This window comes from Ferrimonas sediminicola (assembly GCF_005116715.1).
Lineage (GTDB): Bacteria > Pseudomonadota > Gammaproteobacteria > Enterobacterales > Shewanellaceae > Ferrimonas > Ferrimonas sediminicola.
The window spans coordinates 246,863-270,681 of the sequence record NZ_SWCI01000001.1; the positions used below are offsets into that span (position 1 = coordinate 246,863).

A 23,819-nucleotide genomic window follows, 5' to 3' on the forward strand; every position below is an offset into this window, starting at 1 on the left:
AGTACGTTTCAGAGCTTTTGTTACTTAAAATTCCAAGGCCCCGTTTTACGGGGCTTTTTTTTGGCTTTCTCTTGACTTGGGTGTTGAGTAAGCTAGGCTAGTTTGTGTACGTTATGTAAAAGTTGATTTAGTGGGCGATGGATAGCTTTGAACAAGATTACACACGTAGTTTTTTCTGATGGTGAGCGTTACCCCATGCTCGTAGATGAGTGCGGGATGCCAGATTTTTGGATGACTTTATTTGTCACGGCCAATTTGCGCACCGTGCTTACCGCGTCCGCGATCGAAAACACGATGAGGGACATCTTGCATCTTCGGCTTTGGGAAGAGGTTGAAGGGCGCGATTTGGTCGCAGAGTTCACTTCCGGCAAGCTTCTAACAAGTGAAGACATTCATTCAATTCGAGACCACTGCTTGTTAAGCGCAAGAAGTGTGAAGAAGTTTATGAAAAATAAGACGGCCAAGAATGTAGTGAACATGGCCCGGAGTTACCCTGAGGCCAAAAGAATGTTTGAAACCGTCTCTAAACCTCATTACTTCAATCGATTATCCCACATCACGGCATACCTAGATTTCATCGCGAGAACTGTCCTGGTCAGCAGAGCCGATTACGCAGAAATGCATTCGAAAGTTGATGATATGCATCAGTTGCTGAAGGCTCAGAGGAAAAAAGCTCCTAAAAGTAAAGGGCGAATTACGGCTCCTGAGTTGAAAGCCCCTCCCCCTGAAACGTTTGAAAGGTTTATGAGCGTCATTGCCGAAGACCATTGTGATAATCCTTTTAAAAACGCGATGAACCGAAAGCGCAATATGCTGATGTTTCAGGTGATGTATGAAACAGGTTTTCGAGCGGGAGAAGTGCTTGCCTTGCAGATAGGCGATATCGACTTTCATGCAGGAACCTTAACGGTTGAACGACGACACGATGTTCCCTATGACCCTCGCAGTAGACAGCCAGTGCAAAAGACACTCGGGCGAACAGTTGCTGTTAAGACCTCGTTGATAGAAGGGCTCCGAGACTACATTTTTAACGTGAGGGCACACATACCTGGTGCTAACCAGCACCCATTTCTCTTCGTAACTCACAAAAAAGGTGAGCACCAAGGAAAGCCAATCTCTGATTCAAGTTTTCGTAATCGCATACTCAAACCAGCTACAGAGCGTTTTCCGGAGCTTTTTGGAGAAATCAACCGACATGGCTTTAGACACAACTTTAACTACAGACTGTCAAAAAGGATCGATGCCCACAACGCATGGGTTAGAGCGAACCCAGAGTTAGCCGAACGTGAAAATAAGAAATTGATCTCCGAGAAGCACGAAATACAGATACGCATGCATCTCAACGGGTGGTCGTCGGAGGGAACAGCACAGACATACAACTTGCGCCACATAAAGGAAACTGCGGACAAGCTTATGCGTGAAGATCAGGAAGGCCAGGCTAAATGGCTTAAGAAGGGGAGTGTCACATGAACGGCCATCTCAACTACAAATCCACCCAACAGTCATTGGCACCCGATTGGCGTAAATCGAAGATGGGCTATGAGTTTGATGTTAACTCGGACATCTGGCAATTAGATGGCTCTGTCTCTTTGAATTTAGGTCGCATGAGAAACCTAGATGATGACACAAGATTGGGGTTAAGACTTGCGTTGTGTCGATATGCTGAAGAACTGGCTGCTAATACTACAGATTCTGTGTTTACTCATTTCAACAGATATTGTGATTCAACAGGAGAGCCTAACATTAATGTTGTTGGGCTCACCAATTGGCGTGCGACATTGACGGGAGACAAAGAGAGCGTATTAGGGTCGTTGAAATCTTTCCTGCTTGCTTGGTACGACTGGGAATTTCCCGGGATGGATACAGACTCAGTCGACTATCTTGAGTCGCTCACGTTGAAAGGGGCGGTGAAAGGAAAGGCGGTAAAGGGGGCGTGTCCCTATTCCGGTCCATTGAGTCCACAAGAGCAGGGGGCTCTGCTGGACTGGGCAGTAAATGCATTTACTCAGCAGATTCTAACTCTATGGCAGTATTCGCTACTCCTCTCCCTCTCTTTCACTGGCCGCAGAATGGTTCAAATTCGTTACCTGCGAGCCTGTGACCTGGTCGCCAGAGAAGATAATGGCGGCCGGGAGTATGCGTTGAAGGTTCCCCGTGTTAAACAGAAGGGGATGGACTTTCGTGAGGACTTTCGCACCATAGGCATAGTGCCTGATCTTTACCATGTACTAAAAAACCAGAGTCTCGCGTCACAAGAGTATGTTGAAAGGTGCATCGGTACGAGCCTCCCTGAAGCAATTAAGCAGCAGATCCCGCTGTTTATCGAAATGGAGCGAGTCGACAACCTGACATCTCTCGAACAACTCATTGATGAGCTTGAAAGCCGGCCTGATTTTCTCCACATGAGTAAACGTACAGCAGGTGATGAACTTGCTAAGGTGGCCAAGTGTTGCAGTGCTAGATCAGAACGAACCGGCGACTTCATCCATGTCACATCGCGTCGATTCCGTTACACCAAGGGAACCAATCTGGCACGACGTGGCATAAAAGGGGTGGAGCTGGCTTATGCTCTGGACCACAGCGATACGCAGCATGTCACCGTATACGCAGAAAATACCCCTGAAACGGCCGAAATTATTGATGAGGTGATGGCGCCAGTCTTGGCACCGTTAGCGCAAGCTTTTGCCGGCAAGTTGATTGACTCAGAGCGAGATGCGCTACGAGCGAATGATCCGCATAGCCGAATAAAAAACCAAAAACATCACAGCGTAGGGAGTTGTGGCACTCATTCATTTTGCCTTTCAGGATACCGGGCGTGCTACACCTGTGTGAACTTCCAACCATGGCGCGATGCTCCACATGAAGAAGTTCGTGACGAGATCATAGAAGAACGCCGGAACCAGCAAGCGATAGGTATATCTCCAAGTGTAATTCAATCGACAGACCGATTACTGTTGGCTGTTGAGCAGGTTATCCGATTGTGCAAATTGGAAAAAGAAAATGTGGTCAAGGAAGAGGAAGTAAAAAATGGATGATACGATCTTCTTCAAGCCTAGGTCGAAAAGTGACACTAAAAAGAACCTGCAAGACTTCATTGAACATGGCCGAAATGTACTGAAACTGTATCAAGAACAGGGTGGGTTTGCAGTTAACGAGTGGAGTTACAACTGCGGCCGTAAGAATCATGCGATGGTGTTTTCGAAGTACAGTGAGATTAAGAATTCGTATAGCTATGAGCCCCTGGATGAGCCGTTTCTGTCCTTTGCGAAAGCGTATGTACGCCAAAGGCAAAGCGAGATGCAGGTCACGAGCGTTGGCGACAAATTGGTTGTCTTGAGAACTTTGTATGACGCATTGCTAGAAATCCATGGAGAGGCCAACGTATTGAAGACTAATGGCATCGTTCAGGATGAAGTGGTGAATTTGCTTAATGACAGATACCCGAGATCGCCGAAATTGTCCAAGTATGGTGGGCAACTCATTAACCTGTACACATTTCTAAGAGAAAAAATCATCACGCCAGCATTACCGAAATGGCAGAATCCGTGGAAGCGACACAAATCTAAAGCAGAAGGAACTGACGAGGCATCACGAGCATGGCAAGAGGAGCGATGCCCATCCCAGCATCAGATGCTGGCGTTGGCGGATTGCTTTGCCAGATCTGAAGCCAAGCAAGACATATATTGGTCCAGCGCCTTGGTGCTCCTGATGTTTGCCCCAGGAAGGGGGACGGAGCTGACGCATCTGACAACTGACAGTTTGCATGAGGATGAAGGGCGGCTTGGTGTTCGGTGGTATGCACAGAAAGGCTATGACTACACGATAAAGTGGGTGCCAAAAGATCTTGAGGAAGTGGTTAGAGAGGCGTTCTCACGTTTGATCGAAATTAGTCAACCTGCCCGTGACGCTGCCAAGTTTGCATACGAAAACCCAGGCAAGTTTTTGCGTCATAAGGACTGCATCACCCCACCGGACTTCCCGGAGAATAAACCCCTTAACGCTCTGCAATTCGCCCAAGCCATGGGCTTCACTCCAAACACCATTAATCGCTTGAAAGCGAAGACAAAGAATTATGACAGTTTCACTGCTTGGCGCGTTGTAGGGGCAAATTATGTCAACTGGGTTGATGCGTTGCTCGCAAATGGGGTTCCCACTTATCAGCATTTAGCGCAATACACACTGGATAAGTACCGCACGAACGACTGGCCAAATTTACCGAAAGTAGGACGCCCCATTTGGAAGGCTTTGCTGCTCATTCGTGAGAATGAGTTCCACGCTAAACACATGCCAAAAGGGTTTAGCTGGGTCATGCCTGATATCAATCAGCTCAACGATCAGTTGAAAGCACGCAAGATGAAAAATCCCATACCAACCATATTTCAGCGTTTTGAGCTCAAAGATGAAGATGGCGGTGAGATCGAATTAACTTCGCATCAACTGCGGGTGTGGTTGTCCACCAATGCTGAGAGGGGAGGAATGGATGCCTGGAGGTTGGCTCAGTGGGCCGGTAGAACGCGTGTTGAGGACAATCGACACTACGACCTGAGGACTCAGGAAGAGCGAGAAGAGATGGCTAATGCACTGCTTGAACTTGATGCGCGCCCAACGGCTCTGGCGGCTTTCAAAATGAACCTACCTGTGGCCTATGCCGACTTGGGGGTTAATAGAGTTGGAATTGCGGACGTTACTGAATGGGGGTTTTGTGTGCATGATTACGCAATGTCTCCATGCACAAAAGGTGGTGAATGCTTGATATGTAAAGAGCATGTGTGTTTGAAGGGGATGCCAAAGACCCTAGATCGCATCAAGATCGTTGAAGGAAAGCTGGAGTCGCAATATTTAAAGGCCAAGAAAGATTCGCAGCAAAAGGTTTTTGGTGCGGACCGGTGGGAGTCACACTTGGGCTGGAAGTTGGCCCATGTCCGCACACAGCGCTTAAGAATGGAGTCAGATGATATTCCTGATGGCACCGCGCTATGGATTCCTGTTGAACACGATCCAAGTCCAGTTGAACGCTCCCTAAAGCAGAGGGGGTATCCTACTGAAATCCCCCAGGGTGAGCTCGTTGATGCATCGGTCATGGCTGGTTTACTCGGAGTAGATGATGCCTAAGAAGGTCGTTACAAAAGACACCATGCCAGTTATTTTGCATCAGTTGGATAAATGGACTGGTGACTTAGATTGGGAATCATTTGCCCAACAAGTCTCGAAGGTGCTGGGTCAGACGATTAAGTGGCGAGGCTTGCACCGCTATCCTCAAATCGTCGAGGCTTTTAATGAGAAAAAGAAACAGCTCAAAGAAAAAGCACAGGAAAGCGCCAGCACCAATGACGTCACACTTGAATTGGCGTTAAAAGAGATAGAAATGCTGAAAGCCAAAAACCATCGCCTTGAACTGCAAGTTAAGCGGTTTCAAGAGCAGTATGTTCGTTGGCTAGAGAATATACGCAAGATGCCTGGAGTAGACATGGCACGACTTGATACTCAACTCGACAAGCCACTACCAGAGGTTAAGCGCGATTAATGAAAGGGAAAAGCGGGCAGCAGCTAGCTGGAGAAAACGTCGCAAAAGTGAAGGCTTGGATTGACGACAGAAACCGGCACAGAGACTGGCATGAGTATGCCTTCAATAACCGCATCAATCGATGTGCATTGGCCGAAGAGTTAGACTTCAGTACGTCGGTGTGTACTCAAAACAAGGCGGTTAGAGCACTCCTGGAAGCTGCTGATGAGCTTTGGTTCACAAACGAGGAGATGGATAAGGCATCTCATGATGCGGCTCATGAGCGGGCTTTGAAGCGTACCGGCCAGATATCATCAACAAACAATGCACTTACCCGCCGAGTTGCGGAATTAGAGGCGGAGAACCGCAGCCTTCGGCGACAATTGGATGCCTACAAGGAGTTAGAAGCGCTTATCTCCGCTGGCAGCCCGGGGTTTCGACCGTGAGCAGCGTTGTCCATTTGAACCAGATTGTACAAGTGAAGAAACGTCGCAAGTGGGGATATGCGACGGTGGATTTAATCAACAAAGATGGATCGGTGCGAAAGCGAGACAAAACTCTCGTTGTCCGCTTCCCTGAGGGAGCGAGAGAGGCTTCCGCCGTCGGCTCATTATGGCAGTTGTCAGGGAAAGAGTACCTGAACAGCTTTCAGGTGAACGACCTGACTATCACTGAGTACACGATTGACGCGTACGAGATTAAGTATCTGAGGCCTTCCGGCCGAATACTTGCGAGATGGATAAGCAGCAATATCCGTGGAATTGGAAGTGTAATCGCCAATAGGCTCGTGAGGCTTAAAAACCTCAGTGCCTTGGTCCAAAATAGGGACAGAGAAGCGTTGCTCGCTGTCTCGGGTATGTCCAATGAACGAGTAGAGCGTCTGTTTAACAATTGGCCTGACGACACTTTACACGAGACCATGGAATGGCTTGAGGCTCTAGACCTGCCCATGAGCCTTGGGGCCAAATTAGTCAGCATCTTTGGCGAACGCGCCATAGCCGAAGTGGAAGCCCACCCCTTCCTGCTTATGGCAATGGGGGCGTCTTTTGAGAAGACAATGCAAATTACCACTTCGTTGGGGCTGAGCCTCGACGATGAGTGTGTTCTGGCCGGGGTTGCTCAGCATGTTGCCGTTTCCCATACCTCCCGCACGAAATCAACCGTCATTGACCAAGCGCTCCTGGTCAGGGAGTGCAGTAGACTTCTGAAGTCCGATGTACGTGCGACTGTTGGTGAAATAGCTGTTACCAATCGTTTACTCGTTAGCGTGAGTGGGGGATATCAAGTATGGGGAACGGCTTTAATGGAGACGGCAGTAGCCAAATTCCTGCAGGAGGCCCATTCTCGACAGCCAGGCGCTTATGCCTTAGTGGCCGCCTGGGAGAAACAACTGACACGCGAGGCAGTGACAGAGGCTTTGCTCTCCTATCAATCAACTCTTAACTTTGAGCTGACCTTCGAGCAATCAAGGGCGATAGTAGGCGCAGTCATGTCTCCCGTGGCATGTATTTCTGGAGGCGCGGGTACTGGCAAAACAACCATTCTTAACGCGATTCTCGGGGTTTACGAAACAGTTGGGTCAGGAGTTCCATGTTATCAGGTAGCGTTATCCGGTCGCGCGGCACAGCGTATGGCTGAGAGCACAGGCAGGCCAGCGCAAACAATTGCCAAATTGATTTCAGACCATCTAGGTGACGAAAAGCCCAGTCTGCCACCTCACCTTTTGTTGGTGATAGACGAAGCATCAATGGTTGACCTGCTGTCAATGTACCGGCTTGTTGGCATGTTACCGAGGGCAACTCGAATTTTGTTTGTTGGTGATACTGCTCAGCTCCCACCTGTGGGGTCAGGGCTTGTTTTCCACGCACTCTTTGATACCCCCATCCCCTTTCTAAATCTTACCCAGGTCAAACGTCAAAGCGATGAAAGCCCTATTCACCACTTTGCTATGTCGGTTAGGAATGGTCGTTTATGCTTGCCGCCGAAAACACAAACAACGCTTGCTGACAGCGCGGCATGCTCTATCGATGGCACTCCCTGTATTGATCGAATCATTGAGTATTGGTCTGAATCCGGAGGTATAGAAAACTGCATTATTCTTTCCCCGCTACGTAGGGGGGAGTTCGGTGTCGAGAACTTAAACCGGCGGCTTCAGGAGCACTGTGGCCTGGGTCGATCAGCAGTTCATTATCCTGATCCGCAGAGAGGGTGGATACCTTGGATTACTGCTGGAGGTACCAAACTGTTTGAAGGTGATGCGGTTTTGGTTACTGAAAACAATTACTCCGAAAGTGCAGATGTACGTAACGGGGATCTCGGAGTCATTACTGAAGTGATGTCAGAAGTTGGCATCGATGGCGTTCTAGGAACAATGAGAGTTAACGGTAACGATATCAGCATAACTTCAGACCTCCTCGAAAAACTGTCCCTTGGGTTCGCGATTACTATACATAAGAGCCAAGGTTCACAATGGCCTACTTGCTTGGTTACGCTGCCGCAGGAAGCAGCCAATATGCTAGACCAAACCGTGCTGTATACAGCCTGTACTAGGCCTATAGATAGATTGGTGCTCCTGGGTGGTATAAATGTGATAGCAGCGGCTATGGCTAGAGGTTCGTTAGCACTGAGCCGACAAACGTTCCTTCGTGAAAGGTTGATGTTGGCAGCCTCTGTCTAAAATACACGCTTTTTTGCTACAACCTGCTCGTTGGTCACGTCAGCTATGGTGCCAATCGGTCATTGTGTACTCATGAAAACGTCAGTCGGCGCGAATTCTCAATCTCACCTCGAGAACAGCGAAAACGCCAACTCAAACCATTGATTGAAAGAGGTTCGCTTGCTAACGTGTTGTCATTTTTATCCTGTTATGCGGAATTTACATCAACACTTTGTTGAATTACTGTGGAGGCATCATGCCAGACTGGTTTGATAAGTTAATAGCCTTTATCAAGTTGCCATTGAAATATTTGTGGGTGGCAGCTCTTTTTTCTGGATTGACCTTGTTTCTACCTATTGAAATGGTTAAGGAACTTGGGCTGAATATTCTTCTTGATAAGTATCGTCCTTGGCTTGGAGCACTTTTCATATTTTCTAGCGCTCTAGCGACTATCGACACAGTTCAAATGGTATGGTGCAAAATTAAAAGCAACAGGTTGGAGGCTGAGTTTAACAGCAAATTGATCGAGCAAATTAATGATTTGGACCCTCATGAAAAATCTGTTCTCAGAGAATTCTATCTCCAAAATCGTAAAACTCTACAACTGCCTTTCGATAACGCTACAGTGTCTGGGATGCTTAATCATGGAATTCTAGAGTTTGCGGGTAATGCAGGGGAAAGATCATTGGCTGGTATGCTGATGCCAATCAAGATAAATCAAACTGTTAGAAATAAACTTACTACAAAAATGCTAGGTTTACCTGAGTCTTCCAATTTTTCGAAATCGGATGAGGACTGGCTTAAAAATAACCGTCCAGTCTTTATGAATGAAATAGCACGTCACAATGAGGTGTTTCATAGGCGTTGGTAACTTGAATTTAACAAGGGGATCCAAGTCATGCCTGTGTGGCGGCTAATTTAGGTTTGTATAGCTTAAGGAAATTTTGTGAGTAATTCAGTCCCCAAATATAAAGGTCAGCCAACAGCGTACTTAGATCACAATATTTTGGATTTGCTTATTAAAAGCTCTTCGATTGAGTTTCAATCTGAAGTCAAAGCCAGCTATCAAATTATATATTCAGATGAGAGCTTGAAGGAAATAAAACGGACAGGTGAAAGAGGTGAATTATTTCTAAATAAACTAGAAGAGCTTAATGCGATGTACTTGAGGTTAGTTACAAACAATAAGTTTGAGTTGACTGGAGATGCCACATTGCATGAAGTGAGTCCAATTGATGCATTTAAATACTATTGTAATAGTGTAGAGCCTATTTATCAACAAATAGAAAAATCAAACTCTCAATCACTTTTGAAATTCTTTGGTGGGAGAAGGGGGAATAGCTTTGATGATATTAATGCCGAGCAAATTGCCTCATTTAATGGGTTGATGGAGCATCTTGAAGAATTATCGGACGCTTGCAAATATGATGGGGTCGAAGGTTTACATCTCGGTGATACCATTTTTAACCTTACGAAAACCATGAGATCTCAATATAAACAGTTGTTAGAATATTCCACGAACGAGTTGCGCAAGCATATAGATGATGAAGAGTTTTTTTCTGGAGTAAATGACTATAGAAGCCGCACTGGAGTAGGGCCAGTCCAATTAAATAATATTGATGAACCTGATGTTGTGAAAAAGATTTGGACTGTATTTAGCGAGATTGATGCCTATGAAAATTACAACATGTCACTAGAAAAGTTCTTTGGTATTGATGTAAGTCCCATATATGATCGTCAACAATTTTTATTTGAAAAAGTAAGGTCTATATACAATGTTTTAAATATTGTAGGGTATCAGCCTGACTCTAAAATGGCCAAGGAAAAAAGATTTGTTGCCGCAATGAGCGATGCTGGTCATGCTTCCATGGGAAGTTTTGCTGATTATGTTTTTTCCAGAGATCAAGCTTTTATAAAAAAGGCTAGGGCAGCATATGAGTATTTAAATGCTAAGACTCGAGTGATAGAAGTTCGACTATTCGATGAGAAATAAAATGCATAAATGGATTTCTACCTGCTCAACAGACAGCTTCTCTAAGATCTGATCGTGGAAAGTTTTGACGCTTTTAAGGTCGAATATGGTCATTTGTCGCGGAGTGCCTTAATTGCAGCGTGATGACGAGACACCACTTTTCTCGCAACCTCTCTGATCCTGGTATCTCCAAGTTTGCCAGCAGAGGTCACCTCTCACTGATGGGCTATCCATGATTGATACGGATTATAACTTAGATGACTTATATATTTAACTCATTGTTTTAATTCGGTATTATGTTTCTGGTTCCGTTTTCCCTTATATCAGGGACATCCCGGGGCCTTGAGATCTGTATTCCCCCATATCAGGTGCAGTTTCAGTGCCCTGAGATCCGTTTTCCCCTATATCAGGGGCTGTTCGAGTGCCCTGAGATCCGTTTTCCCCTATATCAGGCGAAGTTCCAGTGCCTTGAGATCCGTTTTCCCCTATATCAGGGGCTGTTTGAGTGCCCTGAGATCCGTTTTCCCCTATATCAGGGGCAGTTCCAGTGCCTTGAGATCCGTTTTCCCCTATATCAGGGGCTGTTCGAGTGCCCTGAGATCCGTTTTCCCTTATATCAGGGGCAGTTCCAGTGCCTTGAGACCCGTTTTCCCCTATATCAGGGGCAGTTCCAGTGTCTTGAGATCTGTTTTCCCCTACACCAGGTGCAGTTCCAGTGCCTGGAGAGCCGTTTTCCCCTATATCAGGGGGCAGTTCCAGTGCCTTGAGACCCGTTTTCCCCTATATCTGAGGCTGTTCCAGAGCCTTGAGATCCGTTCTCCCCTACATCAAGGGCAGTTCCAGTGCCTTGAGATCCGTTTTTCCCTATATCAGGGGCAGTTCCAGTGCCTGGAGAGCCGTTTTCCCCTCTATCAGGGGCAGTTCCAGTGCCTTGAGATCCGTTATCCCCATATTAGGGTCAGTTCCAGTGCCCTGAGATCCGTTTTCCCCTATATCAAGGAGCGCCCCGGGGGTTTCAGATCTGTTTTCCCCTATATCAGGGGCAGTTCCGGTGCCCTGAGATCCGTTTTCCCCTACATCAGGTGGCGCCCCGCGGGCCTGAGACCTGTTTTCCCTTACATCTAGTTGGCCCCGTAATCGTATTATGTAGCAAGCATTGGCGGATATGTTGGCTATAAAGGCATCTGTGCCACTTTGTAATGACCCAGAGAAGAGCTGCACAGGGTATAGTACTATTCAGATCAGGAGTCAGTCATGCAGAGCCCGATCTCAGTCTTCAGGTCAGGGATCTTGCGAGACAAAGTGTCATACTCGCCTGTGCACCTTCTCCCACCGAGCCCCTATTCTGAGGATTAATGAGTTAAACTGTGGCTTGTCGATCAATGACCACAACGGCGCCCAATATGGTCGTTGAAACTGATTGATAGGTCTTGTGTCATGATCAGTCAGGTTCAACGGCAACATCGCGGCGGCAGGCATCGCCCCTATGACCCTGCTCGCATGTTGCTCAGCATGTTTGACCTCAACTCTGAGTTTGTCACGTACAGACGGTCAGCAGAACCAATGGAACTCTGAGAGTGCAAGGTCCAAGTGCGCGCATTTTGCCGCTTGCCTACACACCAGCCATCCTTTGCAGTACAAAGGTTTGAGATGGGAGTCAGGCAGCTACTGGTTCTTTCTACTGGTTACCTTGATTCTTGATGACTCTGATATCATCTAGGACTAACATTCAACAAGAAAGCCGACATGCTTCCGTAAATGACATGATTCAGGATCAAGTGGTGAAGCACATGACTGAAAGCATCACAGCATTAGAATCAGCCATAGAGCAGTTTCCCTTTATCTGTGAAATCCGGACTCCGGAGGAGCACAATAAGGCACTGCTCCTGATGGATCAGTTGATAGATGACTATGACGTCAACGTGGCGATTATTGACGTCCTATGGCCAACCATTGAGCGCTATGAAAAAAGTGCCCCAGAATTGACTGAGTTCAATGACGAACTAGCGAAGCTGAACATAGGCTAGTCACCTTCGTGAATGATTGATGTTGGCAGTTTTGTCTAAATCCTCTGCTTCTTGTGGTAAAGACACCTAATTGGTTACGTTAGCTTTGCCACAACGAGTGGTCACATAGCAGTGCCTGAGTGCTAACCCGATGACTCTAGGACCTTCTCCTTCGACTTCTTTGACCTATATGGTTGACATGTACTTGATTTAGTTGGACATTGTTTGGGATGACACAATGTTAACCGAATACGCGGAGATACCATGTCGGAAATCACACATAATGCATCAGATGTCTTTGGCATCTCCAGGGATTTGCCTCTGAACTATGTTACTCGACCAACTGCCGACGACTTCCTTATTGAAAATTTAACAAGAGATAAGCATCTAGTAATTTACGGCAGCTCAAAACAAGGCAAGACAAGTCTGAGAAAGCACTGCCTTAACAGCGATGACTATATCGTTGTTCATTGCTCTAATAAGTGGTCGATTTCAGATTTGAATAGTGCGATTTTGAAAAAGGCTGGGTTTGAAGTCACGCAGTCAACGGCCAAGACTGTTTCTGGAAAATCAAAGATATTAGCTAAAATAAAAGCCAGTGTTTTTGGCGTGGGAGCCGAGGCTGGAACAGAGCAAGAAAGGCAAACTTCTGAGTCGACAACCACTCATCCTCTTGAGCTAGATCCTGAAGACGTCAACGATATTATAAATTGTCTAAATCAAATCACTTTTAACAAATACATAGTTCTAGAGGACTTTCATTACTTATCTACTGAAGCACAGAAAGATTTTTCAGTTGCACTAAAAGCATTTCACGAAGAGTCTCCTTATTGCTTCATAATTATTGGTGTATGGCTTGAAGAAAATAGACTGACTGTATACAACGGAGACCTTACAGGTAGGGTGGTTTCTATCGACGCAGATCTTTGGAAAGAGCATGAGCTTCAACAGGTAATATCAGATGGAGAAGCAATGTTGAATGTCAGCTTTACTGACGATTTCAAAGATCATTTGATACAAAACTGCTTTGGTAGTGTGTATATAGTTCAGGAGTCTTGTTACCAATGCTGTCAACGGTATGGCGTAAATCGTACTCATAGTGGTGATGTACTTTCTATTGGTTCAGAGGAGGATGCATCAGAGATCGTTGAAGGTGTAGTGAACCTACAAACAGGGCGATTCAATTCTTTTATTACTCAGTTTTCTGATGGGTTTCAGACAACTGAGTTGCAGATGCATCGTTGGCTTTTACACCCGGTATTAACAAGCAACATAGAAAATTTAAAAACTGGCATTCGATACAGTGACATCAGAAAAGATCTGATGGGCCATCACCCAGCAGGCAAAGAACTGAATCCTGGTAATATTACACAGGCGCTTCAATCTACGGCTTCTCTACAAGCTAAGAAGGAAATCAAGCCAATCATTCTTGATTATGATCAAACAAATCTTCGATTAAATGTTGTTGATACTGGTTTCTTAATTTGGCTGAATAAACAAGATAGGGATGAATTGTTAGCTTTGGCCGGAGTAGATGAAGAGACTAACAATTAGGCCCAATAATGACGCTTACCGTTGAGCACAACATTAATATCAAGCATGTAAAATGCTTATTTATGGCGTGCTCAACCTGTCAGGCAGATGGTGCCCAAGCCTATGGAGCATGATTCTTCGATTGCTTGCTTCGGGCGCCAGACTTAGTTCGTAACGTCTAACTTGGGTTAATTCAGATTGTACCTGACAGTTACATCAAAAAAATCCTGTCCCTGTTCCTTTTCATTTTATTCATTCCAGAGCTGAATGCTTGCTCCAGAGTGCACAGGTAGATGCTAGAAGGGGTTTCTGAAGCCTAAGCACATTAAAAATAGGGTTTTATTGTAAGGTTTATGCAGATTTCTCAACAAGATCACGAGAAATCTGCGTACCTAAGGCGGTTCAGGATTTCGCGCAACGCCTTTCGACCTACGATGGTTTCCAACAACTTGGCCGGAGGTCGACCACTAAGGGCTGGCAGTTTAGAATGAAGCCACTCATTCAGAGCATTGTCGTCATGCATGAAAACATCATTCAGTTCTGACCAAGTGGCTGTTAAATCACTGATGCGTTCACTCTGAACTCTAGAAAGACGCTTGCGGTAATACAGTTTGCTCAGATTGGAAGTGTTAATGCCGATGGCTCCAGCTACGATCTGGCGGGGAAGCCGTTTCGCTACGAGTTTCAGTGCCCGACCTGTAAGGCGCTGCTCCTGAAGTATGGCTTCATGCAGTGCCGTTGTTGATTCTGGCTTTATTCCGGGTTCTAGTCTCGAGATCACGATCTCATCCAATGAGAGTGCTGTTGTAGTCATGTACACCTCCTTCTTACCTGAGTACTACAATAGCCCATGAATAGTCGTCACTTGGATACACATCTGCTCATGTGCCGCTGAACTCTTAGCATCTGACGATGAGAACCATCTTAGGGTCAAATTTTGTTAATTAAAGAGGTTTTTGAGTAGGAGAACTGAGCTTTGGTTAACATTGATTCTTATTGTGTTAACCAAGAAAAATAAAGGACGTGCTATTACATGCCATATATGAGGAAAAACATGGCTCACTCACTCACTCATGTTCTGCAAAACGTACTCTTTTCCGTTCTGAGACCGGTCCGGTACCCTAGCGAATATAAGAAAGCCCCGTCGATGACGGGGCTTTTCTGTTTCTGGGGGGAACTCAGTCCCACAGCTTGCTGATCCCCCAGGCCGCCACCGACAGCAGGGCTACCGGGGCGGCGGCGGTCAGTACCGCGCCGGTGGCCATGCCGCCGCCCACCACAGCTCCTGCGGTGGCCATCCCCGAGGAGATGGCGGCGGCGCCGGAGGTGCCCGCCGCGCCCAGGGTCGAGGCGACCGCTGCCCCGGTGGTGCCTGCGGTGGCCGACATGATGGTGGCGGCGGAGCCGCCGGCGACGGCGGAGGCGGTGGAAAGGGCGGTGCCTGTGGTGGCCACCGCGCCGGTGGTTCCCACCAGCTTGGAGGTGTTGTTGGTGTCAGACATGGTCGAGCTCCTGTGGGTTGCGGGGTTGCGGGGTTGGGGGTCAGCAGGGGGAAGCTTCCATCCTGCGCAGCTGGCTGCGCAGGTTGAGGTAGGCGCGGCGATCGCTGGGGGTGGCGGGGATCACCGCCGCCCTGCCCCAGGGGGCGATCAACTTGCCGTGCTTGCGTCCCTTCTGGAACTGCCAGCCTTTGCCAATGAACTGCTTCACCAGGGCGGAGATGCCGGGCTCTTTGCTGTACTTCATGTGACTTCCCTCGACTGCTGAACCTGATGGAAACAGATTAAAATTGAACCGGTTACCTGTTAAGGTACAATTCAGGAGTACCTAAAAAGCCATTGACAAATGCCAAGAATCAAAAAGAGCGCCGAGTGGATCCACCAGGCCCTGGATCTGCTGGTGGCCGGCCAGATCCGCCTGTGCCCGCAGCGCAATCCCGGTCGCTATGGGTGGCTGATGACCCTGGTGGAGCGGGTGCAGGCCAAGGTGCAGGCATCGGGAGCACCGCCGGAGCAGCGCCCCTATCTCACTCACTACCTGTTGTGCCTGCTGCAGGTGGAGGCCTCGGAGCTTCACCCCCAGGCCAGCCAGTGGCAGCGCTGGGTAGCCGAGAGTGCCAGGCTGGAGGGGGGAGTGACCCGGGAGCAGATCGACCAGCTCAGTGAGTACAACAGGGACTTTCGCCGCGCCCTGGTGCACAAGCTGCTGGCGTCGCTGATGGCCCGCCTCGGCCTGAGTTTCGAGCCGGTGGCGGAGATGGCCGACGAACTGATGGCGGATCCCGAGCTGGACCTCTCCGGAGTTGCCCCCGATCACCTGCTGGACCTGGTGCTCCACGCCTACCTGGTGGAGGACCTGCTGGCCCCGCTGAAGCTGCTGTGCTTTGCCTCGGACCGGGGATTGATCGACACTGCCGCCGTTCGTCCTCGCCAGCCGCCGCCCCTCTCTTACGCCGAACCGATACTGCGGCTCCACCTCTATCGCGAGTTCCAGATGATTGCCCACTTTGTCTGGGAGAGTGAGTTTCGCCGGGGGATCAAGGAGAGCAGGCGCGATTTCCCGGCGGAGCTGGTGGTGGCGGGCAAGCGCACCCCCCTGACCGCTCACACCAGGAAGCTGGAGATCGACCTGGCGCTGACCGAGACCTCGGCGGGCCAGCGGTTGATTCGCTCGCTGTTTGACCGGCAGGGGCAGAGGGACTTTGCTGCCGCCGTCAGCCCAGTCACCGTCGCCGGGATGGCGGAGGAGCGGGTGATGACCCTGCTGGAGTACGCCGTCACCGACTACCGCAAGCAGCTGTTTGTGGACGAGCAGGGCAGGGGGTATCGTTTCGGCCGGATGCTGTCGACCACCTGTGGCGTGCACCTGCACTACTTCCTGTTTGCCAGACAATCCCGGCTGGGACTGCCGATCTTCGTCGGCGGGGACGACCAGGCCGACTCCATGTCGTCACGGCTGGCGCGGCGGTTGCGCGACAAGCTTGGCATCAGCATCGCTGCCCGCACCCTCTACCAGGCCCACCGGCGGGATGACCAGGGCCTCTATCCGTCGGTGCAGCGACGCTGGCGGCAGTTTGCGCTGATCCACGCGCCCAACATCGGCAACTGGCATGAAAACCAGTGCTATTGTGCCTGCATCGGCGAGCGGCTGGCGCAGCTGTCTACGGAGCGGGACTCGGCTGCGCCTGCTTCGGAAAGTGAGGGTGCCGACAGCGAGGGGAATCCCGCCTAAGCTTGGGGATGCGGCCCCGCCAGCCCCAGCGGTGGCGGGGCCCGATCATTCACCCAAGATGGGAGGTCCCTGCGATGGATGTACTCTACAAAGCCGACGTTACCAGCACCGGCGGGCGCGATGGCCATGCGCGCTCCAGCGACGGCATACTGGATCTGGACCTGGCGATCCCCAAGGCCCTGGGGGGGGCCGGCGGCGCCGCCACCAATCCCGAACAGCTGTTTGCCGCGGGCTACTCCGCCTGTTTTATCGGGGCACTGAAGTTTGTCGGGGACCAGGAGGGGATCGCCATCCCTCAGCAGGTTGCCATCCGTGCCGAGGTGGGAATCGGCCAGATACCCGGGGGCTTCGGCCTGGACATCGACCTGCACATCAGCCTTCCCGGCCTGGATCGCGCCGCCGCCGACGCCCTGGTGGCCAAGGCCCACCAGGTGTGCCCCTACTCCAACGCCACCCGGGGCAATGTCGACGTCCGGCTGCATGTGACGGTATAGGTCCCGGACGGAACGGCGCCCTCAGCGGGACGCCTGAATGCGATGGAACAGCTGCTCGACCTCCTGGCGGCGACCGCGTCAGCCAGGCGGCGATCCGCCGCAGTGGCTGAGCCTTGCGGCGATTCAACTGTTGCCCCAGGTTGGACGCTTTTGCACACATATCTGTAGGGTTTCGGCCTGCGTTGCGGTAACTTAGGCATACTCTTGGCGAACTGTACGTCAGGGGTGAGCAACAGCTGATTTTCGATGACTAAGCCCGGCGAATGAGAACCGGGCGTGACAGGGGTGTCAATGACAACGACTAGGGAACAGACCCAGAGACTGCTCTCTTTTTGGGTGGCTTCGCTGAGCATTGTGGTGTTCGCGCTGATGATCAGCGCCTGGACCGCGGCGTTCTCCCATGCCAACCGCAACCAGCAGCAGAATGTGGAGGCGCTGGCGGCCACCATGGAGCGTCAGTTTTTTCGCAACGCCGACCTGTCTGCCCTGGACCGCTGGCTGCCCGACCTGTTGCTCAGTTACGAGTTTTCCCGGCTTCGGCTGGAGAGCGATGGCAATGATCTCTATCAGTGGCAGGCACCCTACCCACTGCAGCGTCATCAGAGTCATTTCGAAGTGCGACTCTCCAACGACGTCACCATGAATGTGGTGATGCCTGCGCCTCAGATCCTGATGGGATTTTCCGCCCGCGAGTGGGTGGTGATTGGCGCCGGGTTGCTGTCATCCCTGGCGATGGTGCTGATCGGCTACTTCTGGCTGACCCGGGAGATGAACGGGGTGGAACTGTTGGCCGCCCGCAGCCGGCGGATCCTGGATGGGGAGTGGAGTGCCGCCCGCGAGCGCAGCAGGTCTGAACGGCCCATCAGCACCGCCAAGGCGCTGGGCCTGCTGCACAAGGTGTGGCAGGAGGAGAAGGCCGCCAAGCGCAAGCTGGATCACTTCATCCGGACCAACACCTTCCTCGACGCCGAACTTGGGATTGGTAACCGCTCCTTCTTCGATCACCGGCTGCAGGCCCAGGCCGAGGGCGGTGTCATTACCCAGCAGGGGATGGTGGCCCTGTTCCAATTCACCGGCCTCGAGGGGCTGCCGGTGCAGGAGCGCAAACCGGTCAAGCGACAGTTCATCGAACTGGCCCGTCCCATCATTGCCGAACACTTTGACACAGTGTTTGCCAACCTCAACTCCCTGGAACTGGCGCTGTTGGTGCCCCAGGTGCCGCTGAAGGAGTGTGAGGGGCTGGTGTCCAAGCTGATGAAGTGCGTCGAGATGATCACCCTGCCCAAGTGCGTGTACCGCGATGAGCTGCTCTACATCGGTGTCGCCTACTACAACCGGGGGGATACCCCGGATCAGGTGTTGTCCGAAGCGGAGATGGCCCTCAAGGCGGCCCTGCTCCAGGGAGAGAGCGGCTGGTTCATGTACGACAAGGGCGCCGTCGACCGGGAGCTGGCCCAGGGGTCGGTGCGCTGGCGCAGCATGATCGAGAACGCTCTGGCCCGGGACGGGCTGGTGCTGTTTATGGCGCCGGTGTTGACCCAGAGCGGTGAACTGGCCCACCTGGAGGTGTTCAGCCGTCTGCGGTCGCCCCAGGGCGAGCTGTTGCGCGCCACTCTGTACCGGACCATGGCCTGGCGCTGCGGGCTGATTCCGCAGATTGAGCTGAGGCTGGTGGAGATCGCCCTGCGCAAGCTGCGGGATCATGACTGGCCGGTCAGGGTATCGGTCAACATCTCCGCCGAGTCTCTGCTCCATGAGCGTTTCATCAAGCGGCTGAAGATGCTGCTGGCCAGTTACAGCAGCCGTCGTCAACAGCTGATTCTGGAGATCAATGAACGGGAGCTGGTGGCTCAGTCGGATAAACTGGAGCAGCCCCTGAGCCAGCTGAAATCCGTGGACTGCCTGCTGGCGGTGGATGGAGTGGGTCAGTCGGTGGAGGAGCTCGACTATGTGGAGCGCTTCGGTGTCGACCTCATCAAACTGCACAACAGCCTGGCGCAAAAGGTTCACCTTCGCCCAGAAAATCAGTTATATATCGGTAGTGTTGTCAAGAGCCTGGCTCAATCCAACGTCATCATCCTGGCCGAGGGGGTCGAGTTTGAGGAGGAGCGGCAGCGGCTCGCCGAGCTGGATGTCGTCGGTTACCAGGGCGCCCTGGCGGGCAAAGCCAGCGATGATCTGGAGGCGTTGAAACGGGTGTTCTGATTTTTGACGCCGACGGATTTCTGACGAGGGGCATGGTTGACAGAGGGGAATGTGATACCATTGCCGCACATGTATTTAGTGCGCAAAATATTGTTAATTAACTAATTTAAAATAAATTTAAGCGGCGGTTTTATGGGGATATTTTCCAATCGGTCTTTGGTGCCGATTCATATTGGTGGATATTTGTCTGGCAATCTGTGCCATCTGGCCGCGAAGGATGTGCGCCTTGCCCCCGTGCCCGCACGGAGCGTCGAAGGGTGGCGTTCCGTATTGAATCAACTGCCTAAAGGGCCGAAAACCCTCCGTTTATTGCTCAGCTCTGAGTGCTATGAGGTGATCACCGTCGATCGTCCCAATGTGGAGGAGCAGGAGCTGGTGGCGGCGCTCACCTGGTCGGTGAAGGATCTCTCCGCCATCCCCCTGGAACATCAGCAGATCGACTACTTCGAACTGAAGGTTCAGCCCGCCGGCCCCAAGAAGTTGCAGGTGGTGGTCGCCGACCGCCGCAAGATTCAGCCCCTGGTGGCCCTGCTGCACGGCCTCAAGGTCCAGGTTGAGCTGATCACCATCGAGGAGATCGCCCTCACCAACCTGATGCCAAAGGATGAGCGGCCCCACCTGATGCTGTGCCAGCTGCAAGAGAACCGCCTGAGCCTGCTGGTCTCCGTCGCCGGTGAGTTCGTGCTGCAGCGCCCCATCAATGGGGTGGTGTTCGCCGAAGGGCAGGATGAGCTGACCCGGCAGACGCAGTTCGACGCCATGACCCTGGAGCTGCAGCGCTCCCTCGATTACCTGGATCGCCAGTTGCGGATGCCCATGCCCGTCAGCATGTCGCTGCTGCTGCCAGTGGAGCTGCAACAGTGGCTCGAGCCGCGCATACAATCGCTGTTTGACCTGCCGGTCGAGTCCATCGCCTCCGCCGACCGGGACGTGGTGAACTGCATCGTCGCCTCGGTATTGACCGAGCAACCGGAGGTGCAGCATGAAGCATAGAGTCAACCTTTACCGCAGCGACCTGTTGCCGGTCAGCGTCAGGCTGAACTTTAACCGGCTGCTGGCGGTGACCCTGGGGGTGATCCTGGCCCTGTCGGCCCTGTGTGGCTGGCTGAGCGTTGAAACCGGCCGGGCCCAGGCCCGGCTGGCCGCCCTGCAGAACCAGCAGTCTCAGGCCCAGGAGCAGATTCAGTCCCTCAGTGAACAGCTGGCGGCGCGCCAGTTGGATCAGGGCTTGGCGCAGCAGGTGACGATCCTCGAGCGCCAGCTGGCGGCCATGGACCTGCTGGCCACAGAGCTGGATCGCCGCAGCGTGATGGCCAACCCCGGGTTTTCCAACCTGATGCGGGATCTGGCCCAGAGCAGTGATCAGCAGGTGTGGCTGCAGCGCTTCGGCGTCTCCGACAGCGGCATCCTGCTGCAGGGGCTGGCCCAATCCCCGGCGGCCGTCCCTCAGTGGCTGGGCAGGCTAGGCCTGAAGCCGTCGCTGCGCGGGCGCTCGCTGAGTCAGTTCCGCCTCAGCGGCAACGACACCGGGCCGGTGACCTTTACCGTCGGTCACGAGATGGATTCCGGGGAGGGGGCGCCATGAAGCAGATGCAGCTGTTGAGAACACAGTTTGAAGCCTTGAGCGGCCGCGAACGGGGGATGATGTTCGCCGCCCTGCAGGTGGTGATTTTGGCGCTGGGTTTGGTGATGGTGGCCGAGCCCATGTGGATGAAGCTTAAGCAGTTGCAGGGATCGGCAGCCCAGATAGAGCGTCAGTTGCCCCAGTTTCAGGCGCAGTTGCTGGATCTGAACGACCGCCTGACCCTGGATGTGAATGAATCCAACCGGCTGAAGCTGGAGAGGCTGGCGGAGGAGATCGCCCAGGAGCAGGCTGAGCTGGGTGAGCGGGTGGTAGGGCTGATCCTGCCGGAGCAGATGCCGTCGGTGCTGGCGCAGATGCTCGGCAGCGTGTCGGGGGTGGAGCTGGTCTCCCTGGTCTCCAACCCGTCGGAGCCGCTGGCCACCGGCAGCGCCCTCTATCAGCATGGGCTGACCCTGAGGCTGAAGGGGGAGTTTTTCGGCCTGATGAAGGTGTTGGCCAAGATGGAGTCCCTGCCTCAGCAGTTTTACTGGCAAAAAGTGGATTACCAGGTGGAGTCCTACCCCATAGCGGTGATGACTCTGGATATTTATACCCTCGGAACTGAGAAGGAGTTGATTCGTGTTGGTACGCGTGCTCGCACTGACTTTGAGCTTTTCTCTGGCCGCTGAGATTCAGGCGGAGTCCCTGAGGGACCCCACCAAGCCCCCCAGCTGGGTGGCGCAGGCCCCGACGAAATCGGCGCCGGTGGCCCCGGTCGGGCAGTTGCAGTCGATTCTGGTGTCCAGGGAGAAGCGTGTCGCCATCGTTGGCGGCCGCGCCTTTGAACAGGGTGACGCGCTGATGGGGTCGACAATCAAAAGAATTGAACGAGATGCAGTCTGGTTGGCGGATGGCCGCAAGCTGGTACTGTTTCCCAAGCTAGGTATCCAATTATGAGAAAGATCTGGGAATCGATGACCCTATTTCTGTGCCTGTCTCTGACGGCCCTGCTGCTGTCCGGGTGCCAGTCTCTGCCCAAGGAGCGCCAGGATCCCAGCGAGACCAAGCAGGCACTGACCCGGGCCATGGAGGAGCAGCAGGCACGGACCACCCAGGTGGCTCCGCCGATGGCCCTGCCGAAGGAGGTGGCCCAGGAGCTGTCCGTGCCCCGACTCCCGGACAACCGGCGCGCCCAGCCCCTGGTGGATGTGGCCGCCAAGGATGTCGATGCCCAGGTGTTTTTCGCCAGCCTGGTGGAGGGCAGCCGCTACAGTGCGGCCGTGCACCCCGGTGTCCAGGGGACCATCTCCCTGAACCTCAAGCAGGTCACCCTCGATGAGGTGCTGCAGACCGTTGAAGATCTCTACGGTTACGATGTGCGTCGCAGCGGCCGGGTGCTGCAGATCTACCCGGCGGGCATGCGCACCGAAACCTTCGCGGTGGACTATCTGTCGATGAAGCGGGCAGGACTGTCGGTCACCAGCGTCAACTCCGGCCGGCTGACCGATGACAACGACAACAGCGGCAACCGCAACGCCAACAACGGCTCCAACTCGTCGAAGAACAACAGCAACAAGGGAAACAACAGCGACAACAGCCAGCAGAACAGCAACGGCACCTACATCCAGACCCTGAACGAGAGTGACTTCTGGAGCGAGCTGAAACAGAGCCTGACCACCCTGGTGGGGAACGGATCCGGTCGCTCGGTGGTGATCCTGCCGCAGGCCGGCCTGGTGACGGTGCGTGCCAACCCCGAGGAGCTGCGTCTGGTGGGCGAGTTCCTGGGGCAGGCCCAGGAGCATATGCAGCGCCAGGTGATCCTGGAGGCGCGTATCCTGGAGGTTCGACTGAACGACGGTTTCCAGCAGGGGATCCAGTGGACCATCCTGGAAAACGAAGGGCGTACACCTCTGCCTGGCCAGCCCCAGTTGACCCCCTGGCGTGGCGGCACCTCCGAGGGAAGCTTCGGCAACCAGGTTACCGAAGCGATCGGCAACCTCACCAGTCTGACCTTCACCAACTCCGATTTCAGCGCGGTGATCAACCTGCTGGACACCCAGGGGGATGTGGATACCCTCTCCAGCCCCAGGGTGACCGCCACCAACAACCAGAAGGCGGTGATCAAGGTGGGCACCGACGAGTTCTTCGTCACAGAGGTGTCCAGTACCACCACGGTGGCGGGCAACACCGCCATCAACAACCCGGAGATTGAGCTGACCCCATTCTTCTCCGGTATCGCCCTGGACGTGACTCCGCAGATCTCCAAGAACGGCGAGGTGCTACTGCACGTTCACCCCTCGGTGTCCGACATCTCCGAGAAGGTGAAGAGCATCAATGTGCTGGGTGACCAGGTGGAGCTGCCCCTGGCCCAGAGCGACATCCGAGAATCCGATACCCTGATCCGAGCCAGCAGCGGCGACGTGGTGGTGATCGGCGGCTTGATGAAGACCCTGAAAGAGGACGTGAAATCCAAGGTGCCGCTGCTGGGTGACATTCCCGGTCTGGGCGCCCTGTTCACCAACACCTCTCAGCGCGAGGCCAAGACCGAGCTGGTGATCCTGCTTAAGCCGACGGTGATCGAGAGGGGCAGCTGGAAACAGCAGCTGGAGCAGTCCCGGTCGCTGATCAACACCTGGTATCCGAACAACTGAGCCT

21 protein-coding genes are annotated in these 23,819 nt (G+C 52.5%); 17 read left to right on the forward strand and 4 right to left on the reverse strand.

The genetic code is table 11. The features are described from left to right. Positions 1 to 147: 147 nt before the first annotated feature. The 10 genes from FCL40_RS01115 (at position 148) to FCL40_RS01160 (ending at position 13,691) form a co-directional block, all read left to right on the forward strand. On the forward strand, positions 148 to 1,470 hold the full coding sequence (locus FCL40_RS01115) for a site-specific integrase (RefSeq protein ID WP_136850505.1): 1,323 nt from the start codon (positions 148 to 150) through the stop codon (positions 1,468 to 1,470). Continuing rightward, positions 1,467 to 3,035, forward strand: coding sequence for a site-specific integrase (locus tag FCL40_RS01120; protein WP_136850507.1), 1,569 nt, complete (start codon positions 1,467 to 1,469; stop codon positions 3,033 to 3,035). The genes FCL40_RS01115 and FCL40_RS01120 overlap by 4 nt, the downstream gene beginning before the upstream one ends. Next, positions 3,028 to 5,112, forward strand: a complete 2,085-nt coding sequence (locus tag FCL40_RS01125) for a hypothetical protein (RefSeq protein WP_136850509.1) — start codon at positions 3,028 to 3,030, stop codon at positions 5,110 to 5,112. Before FCL40_RS01120 ends, FCL40_RS01125 begins: the two co-directional genes overlap by 8 nt. Further along, a complete protein-coding gene (locus tag FCL40_RS01130; RefSeq protein ID WP_136850511.1) occupies positions 5,105 to 5,524 on the forward strand; it encodes a hypothetical protein in 420 nt (139 codons plus the stop codon). Before FCL40_RS01125 ends, FCL40_RS01130 begins: the two co-directional genes overlap by 8 nt. After that, positions 5,524 to 5,949: a hypothetical protein gene (locus FCL40_RS01135; RefSeq protein ID WP_136850513.1), complete on the forward strand. Its 426-nt coding sequence runs from the start codon at positions 5,524 to 5,526 to the stop codon at positions 5,947 to 5,949. The genes FCL40_RS01130 and FCL40_RS01135 overlap by 1 nt, the downstream gene beginning before the upstream one ends. Beyond that, positions 5,946 to 8,180: an AAA family ATPase gene (locus tag FCL40_RS01140; RefSeq protein ID WP_136850514.1), complete on the forward strand. Its 2,235-nt coding sequence runs from the start codon at positions 5,946 to 5,948 to the stop codon at positions 8,178 to 8,180. The genes FCL40_RS01135 and FCL40_RS01140 overlap by 4 nt, the downstream gene beginning before the upstream one ends. A gap of 235 nt (positions 8,181 to 8,415) precedes the next feature. Continuing rightward, complete coding sequence (locus FCL40_RS01145; RefSeq protein ID WP_136850516.1) at positions 8,416 to 9,030, forward strand: super-infection exclusion protein B; 615 nt, start codon at positions 8,416 to 8,418, stop codon at positions 9,028 to 9,030. Positions 9,031 to 9,105: 75 nt separating this feature from the next. Beyond that, complete coding sequence (locus tag FCL40_RS01150) at positions 9,106 to 10,152, forward strand: hypothetical protein (protein WP_136850517.1); 1,047 nt, start codon at positions 9,106 to 9,108, stop codon at positions 10,150 to 10,152. Between the two features lie 1,760 nt (positions 10,153 to 11,912). Next, positions 11,913 to 12,158 carry a hypothetical protein gene (locus FCL40_RS01155; protein ID WP_136850519.1) on the forward strand — a complete coding sequence of 82 codons (246 nt, stop codon included), beginning with the start codon at positions 11,913 to 11,915 and terminating at the stop codon, positions 12,156 to 12,158. Between the two features lie 243 nt (positions 12,159 to 12,401). Then, on the forward strand, positions 12,402 to 13,691 hold the full coding sequence (locus FCL40_RS01160; protein WP_136850521.1) for a hypothetical protein: 1,290 nt from the start codon (positions 12,402 to 12,404) through the stop codon (positions 13,689 to 13,691). A 352-nt stretch (positions 13,692 to 14,043) separates the two neighbouring features. On the opposite strand, the gene FCL40_RS01165 is transcribed toward FCL40_RS01160, so the two are convergent. The 3 genes from FCL40_RS01165 to FCL40_RS01175 form a co-directional block, all read right to left on the reverse strand. Beyond that, a complete protein-coding gene (locus FCL40_RS01165) occupies positions 14,044 to 14,484 on the reverse strand; it encodes an antitoxin Xre/MbcA/ParS toxin-binding domain-containing protein (RefSeq protein WP_136850523.1) in 441 nt (146 codons plus the stop codon). 364 nt (positions 14,485 to 14,848) lie between these two features. After that, a complete protein-coding gene (locus FCL40_RS01170; RefSeq protein ID WP_136850525.1) occupies positions 14,849 to 15,172 on the reverse strand; it encodes a hypothetical protein in 324 nt (107 codons plus the stop codon). Positions 15,173 to 15,212: 40 nt separating this feature from the next. Beyond that, positions 15,213 to 15,416, reverse strand: a complete 204-nt coding sequence (locus FCL40_RS01175; RefSeq protein WP_136850527.1) for a hypothetical protein — start codon at positions 15,414 to 15,416, stop codon at positions 15,213 to 15,215. A gap of 99 nt (positions 15,417 to 15,515) precedes the next feature. Between FCL40_RS01175 and FCL40_RS01180 the strand changes: the two genes are divergently transcribed. The 6 genes from FCL40_RS01180 (at position 15,516) to FCL40_RS01205 (ending at position 21,853) form a co-directional block, all read left to right on the forward strand. Continuing rightward, positions 15,516 to 16,901: a hypothetical protein gene (locus tag FCL40_RS01180; protein WP_136850529.1), complete on the forward strand. Its 1,386-nt coding sequence runs from the start codon at positions 15,516 to 15,518 to the stop codon at positions 16,899 to 16,901. 74 nt (positions 16,902 to 16,975) lie between these two features. Then, complete coding sequence (locus FCL40_RS01185) at positions 16,976 to 17,395, forward strand: organic hydroperoxide resistance protein (RefSeq protein ID WP_136850531.1); 420 nt, start codon at positions 16,976 to 16,978, stop codon at positions 17,393 to 17,395. Between the two features lie 291 nt (positions 17,396 to 17,686). Further along, entirely contained in the window at positions 17,687 to 19,600 is a 1,914-nt protein-coding gene (locus FCL40_RS01190) for an EAL domain-containing protein (protein WP_136850533.1), read from the forward strand. A 333-nt stretch (positions 19,601 to 19,933) separates the two neighbouring features. After that, positions 19,934 to 20,593, forward strand: a complete 660-nt coding sequence (locus FCL40_RS01195; RefSeq protein ID WP_169306961.1) for a type IV pilus biogenesis protein PilM — start codon at positions 19,934 to 19,936, stop codon at positions 20,591 to 20,593. Then, positions 20,583 to 21,185 (forward strand): PilN domain-containing protein, encoded by a 603-nt coding sequence (locus FCL40_RS01200; RefSeq protein WP_136850537.1) that lies wholly within the window; start codon positions 20,583 to 20,585, stop codon positions 21,183 to 21,185. Before FCL40_RS01195 ends, FCL40_RS01200 begins: the two co-directional genes overlap by 11 nt. Continuing rightward, entirely contained in the window at positions 21,182 to 21,853 is a 672-nt protein-coding gene (locus tag FCL40_RS01205; protein WP_136850539.1) for a hypothetical protein, read from the forward strand. The genes FCL40_RS01200 and FCL40_RS01205 overlap by 4 nt, the downstream gene beginning before the upstream one ends. Positions 21,854 to 21,856: 3 nt before the next feature. Here the strand turns inward: FCL40_RS01205 and FCL40_RS18800 are convergent, their stop codons facing one another. Then, complete coding sequence (locus FCL40_RS18800; RefSeq protein ID WP_267873488.1) at positions 21,857 to 21,988, reverse strand: hypothetical protein; 132 nt, start codon at positions 21,986 to 21,988, stop codon at positions 21,857 to 21,859. A gap of 129 nt (positions 21,989 to 22,117) precedes the next feature. Between FCL40_RS18800 and mshL the strand changes: the two genes are divergently transcribed. After that, on the forward strand, positions 22,118 to 23,815 hold the full coding sequence (gene mshL, locus FCL40_RS01210; protein ID WP_229360246.1) for a pilus (MSHA type) biogenesis protein MshL: 1,698 nt from the start codon (positions 22,118 to 22,120) through the stop codon (positions 23,813 to 23,815). The last annotated feature ends 4 nt before the right edge of the window (positions 23,816 to 23,819 follow it).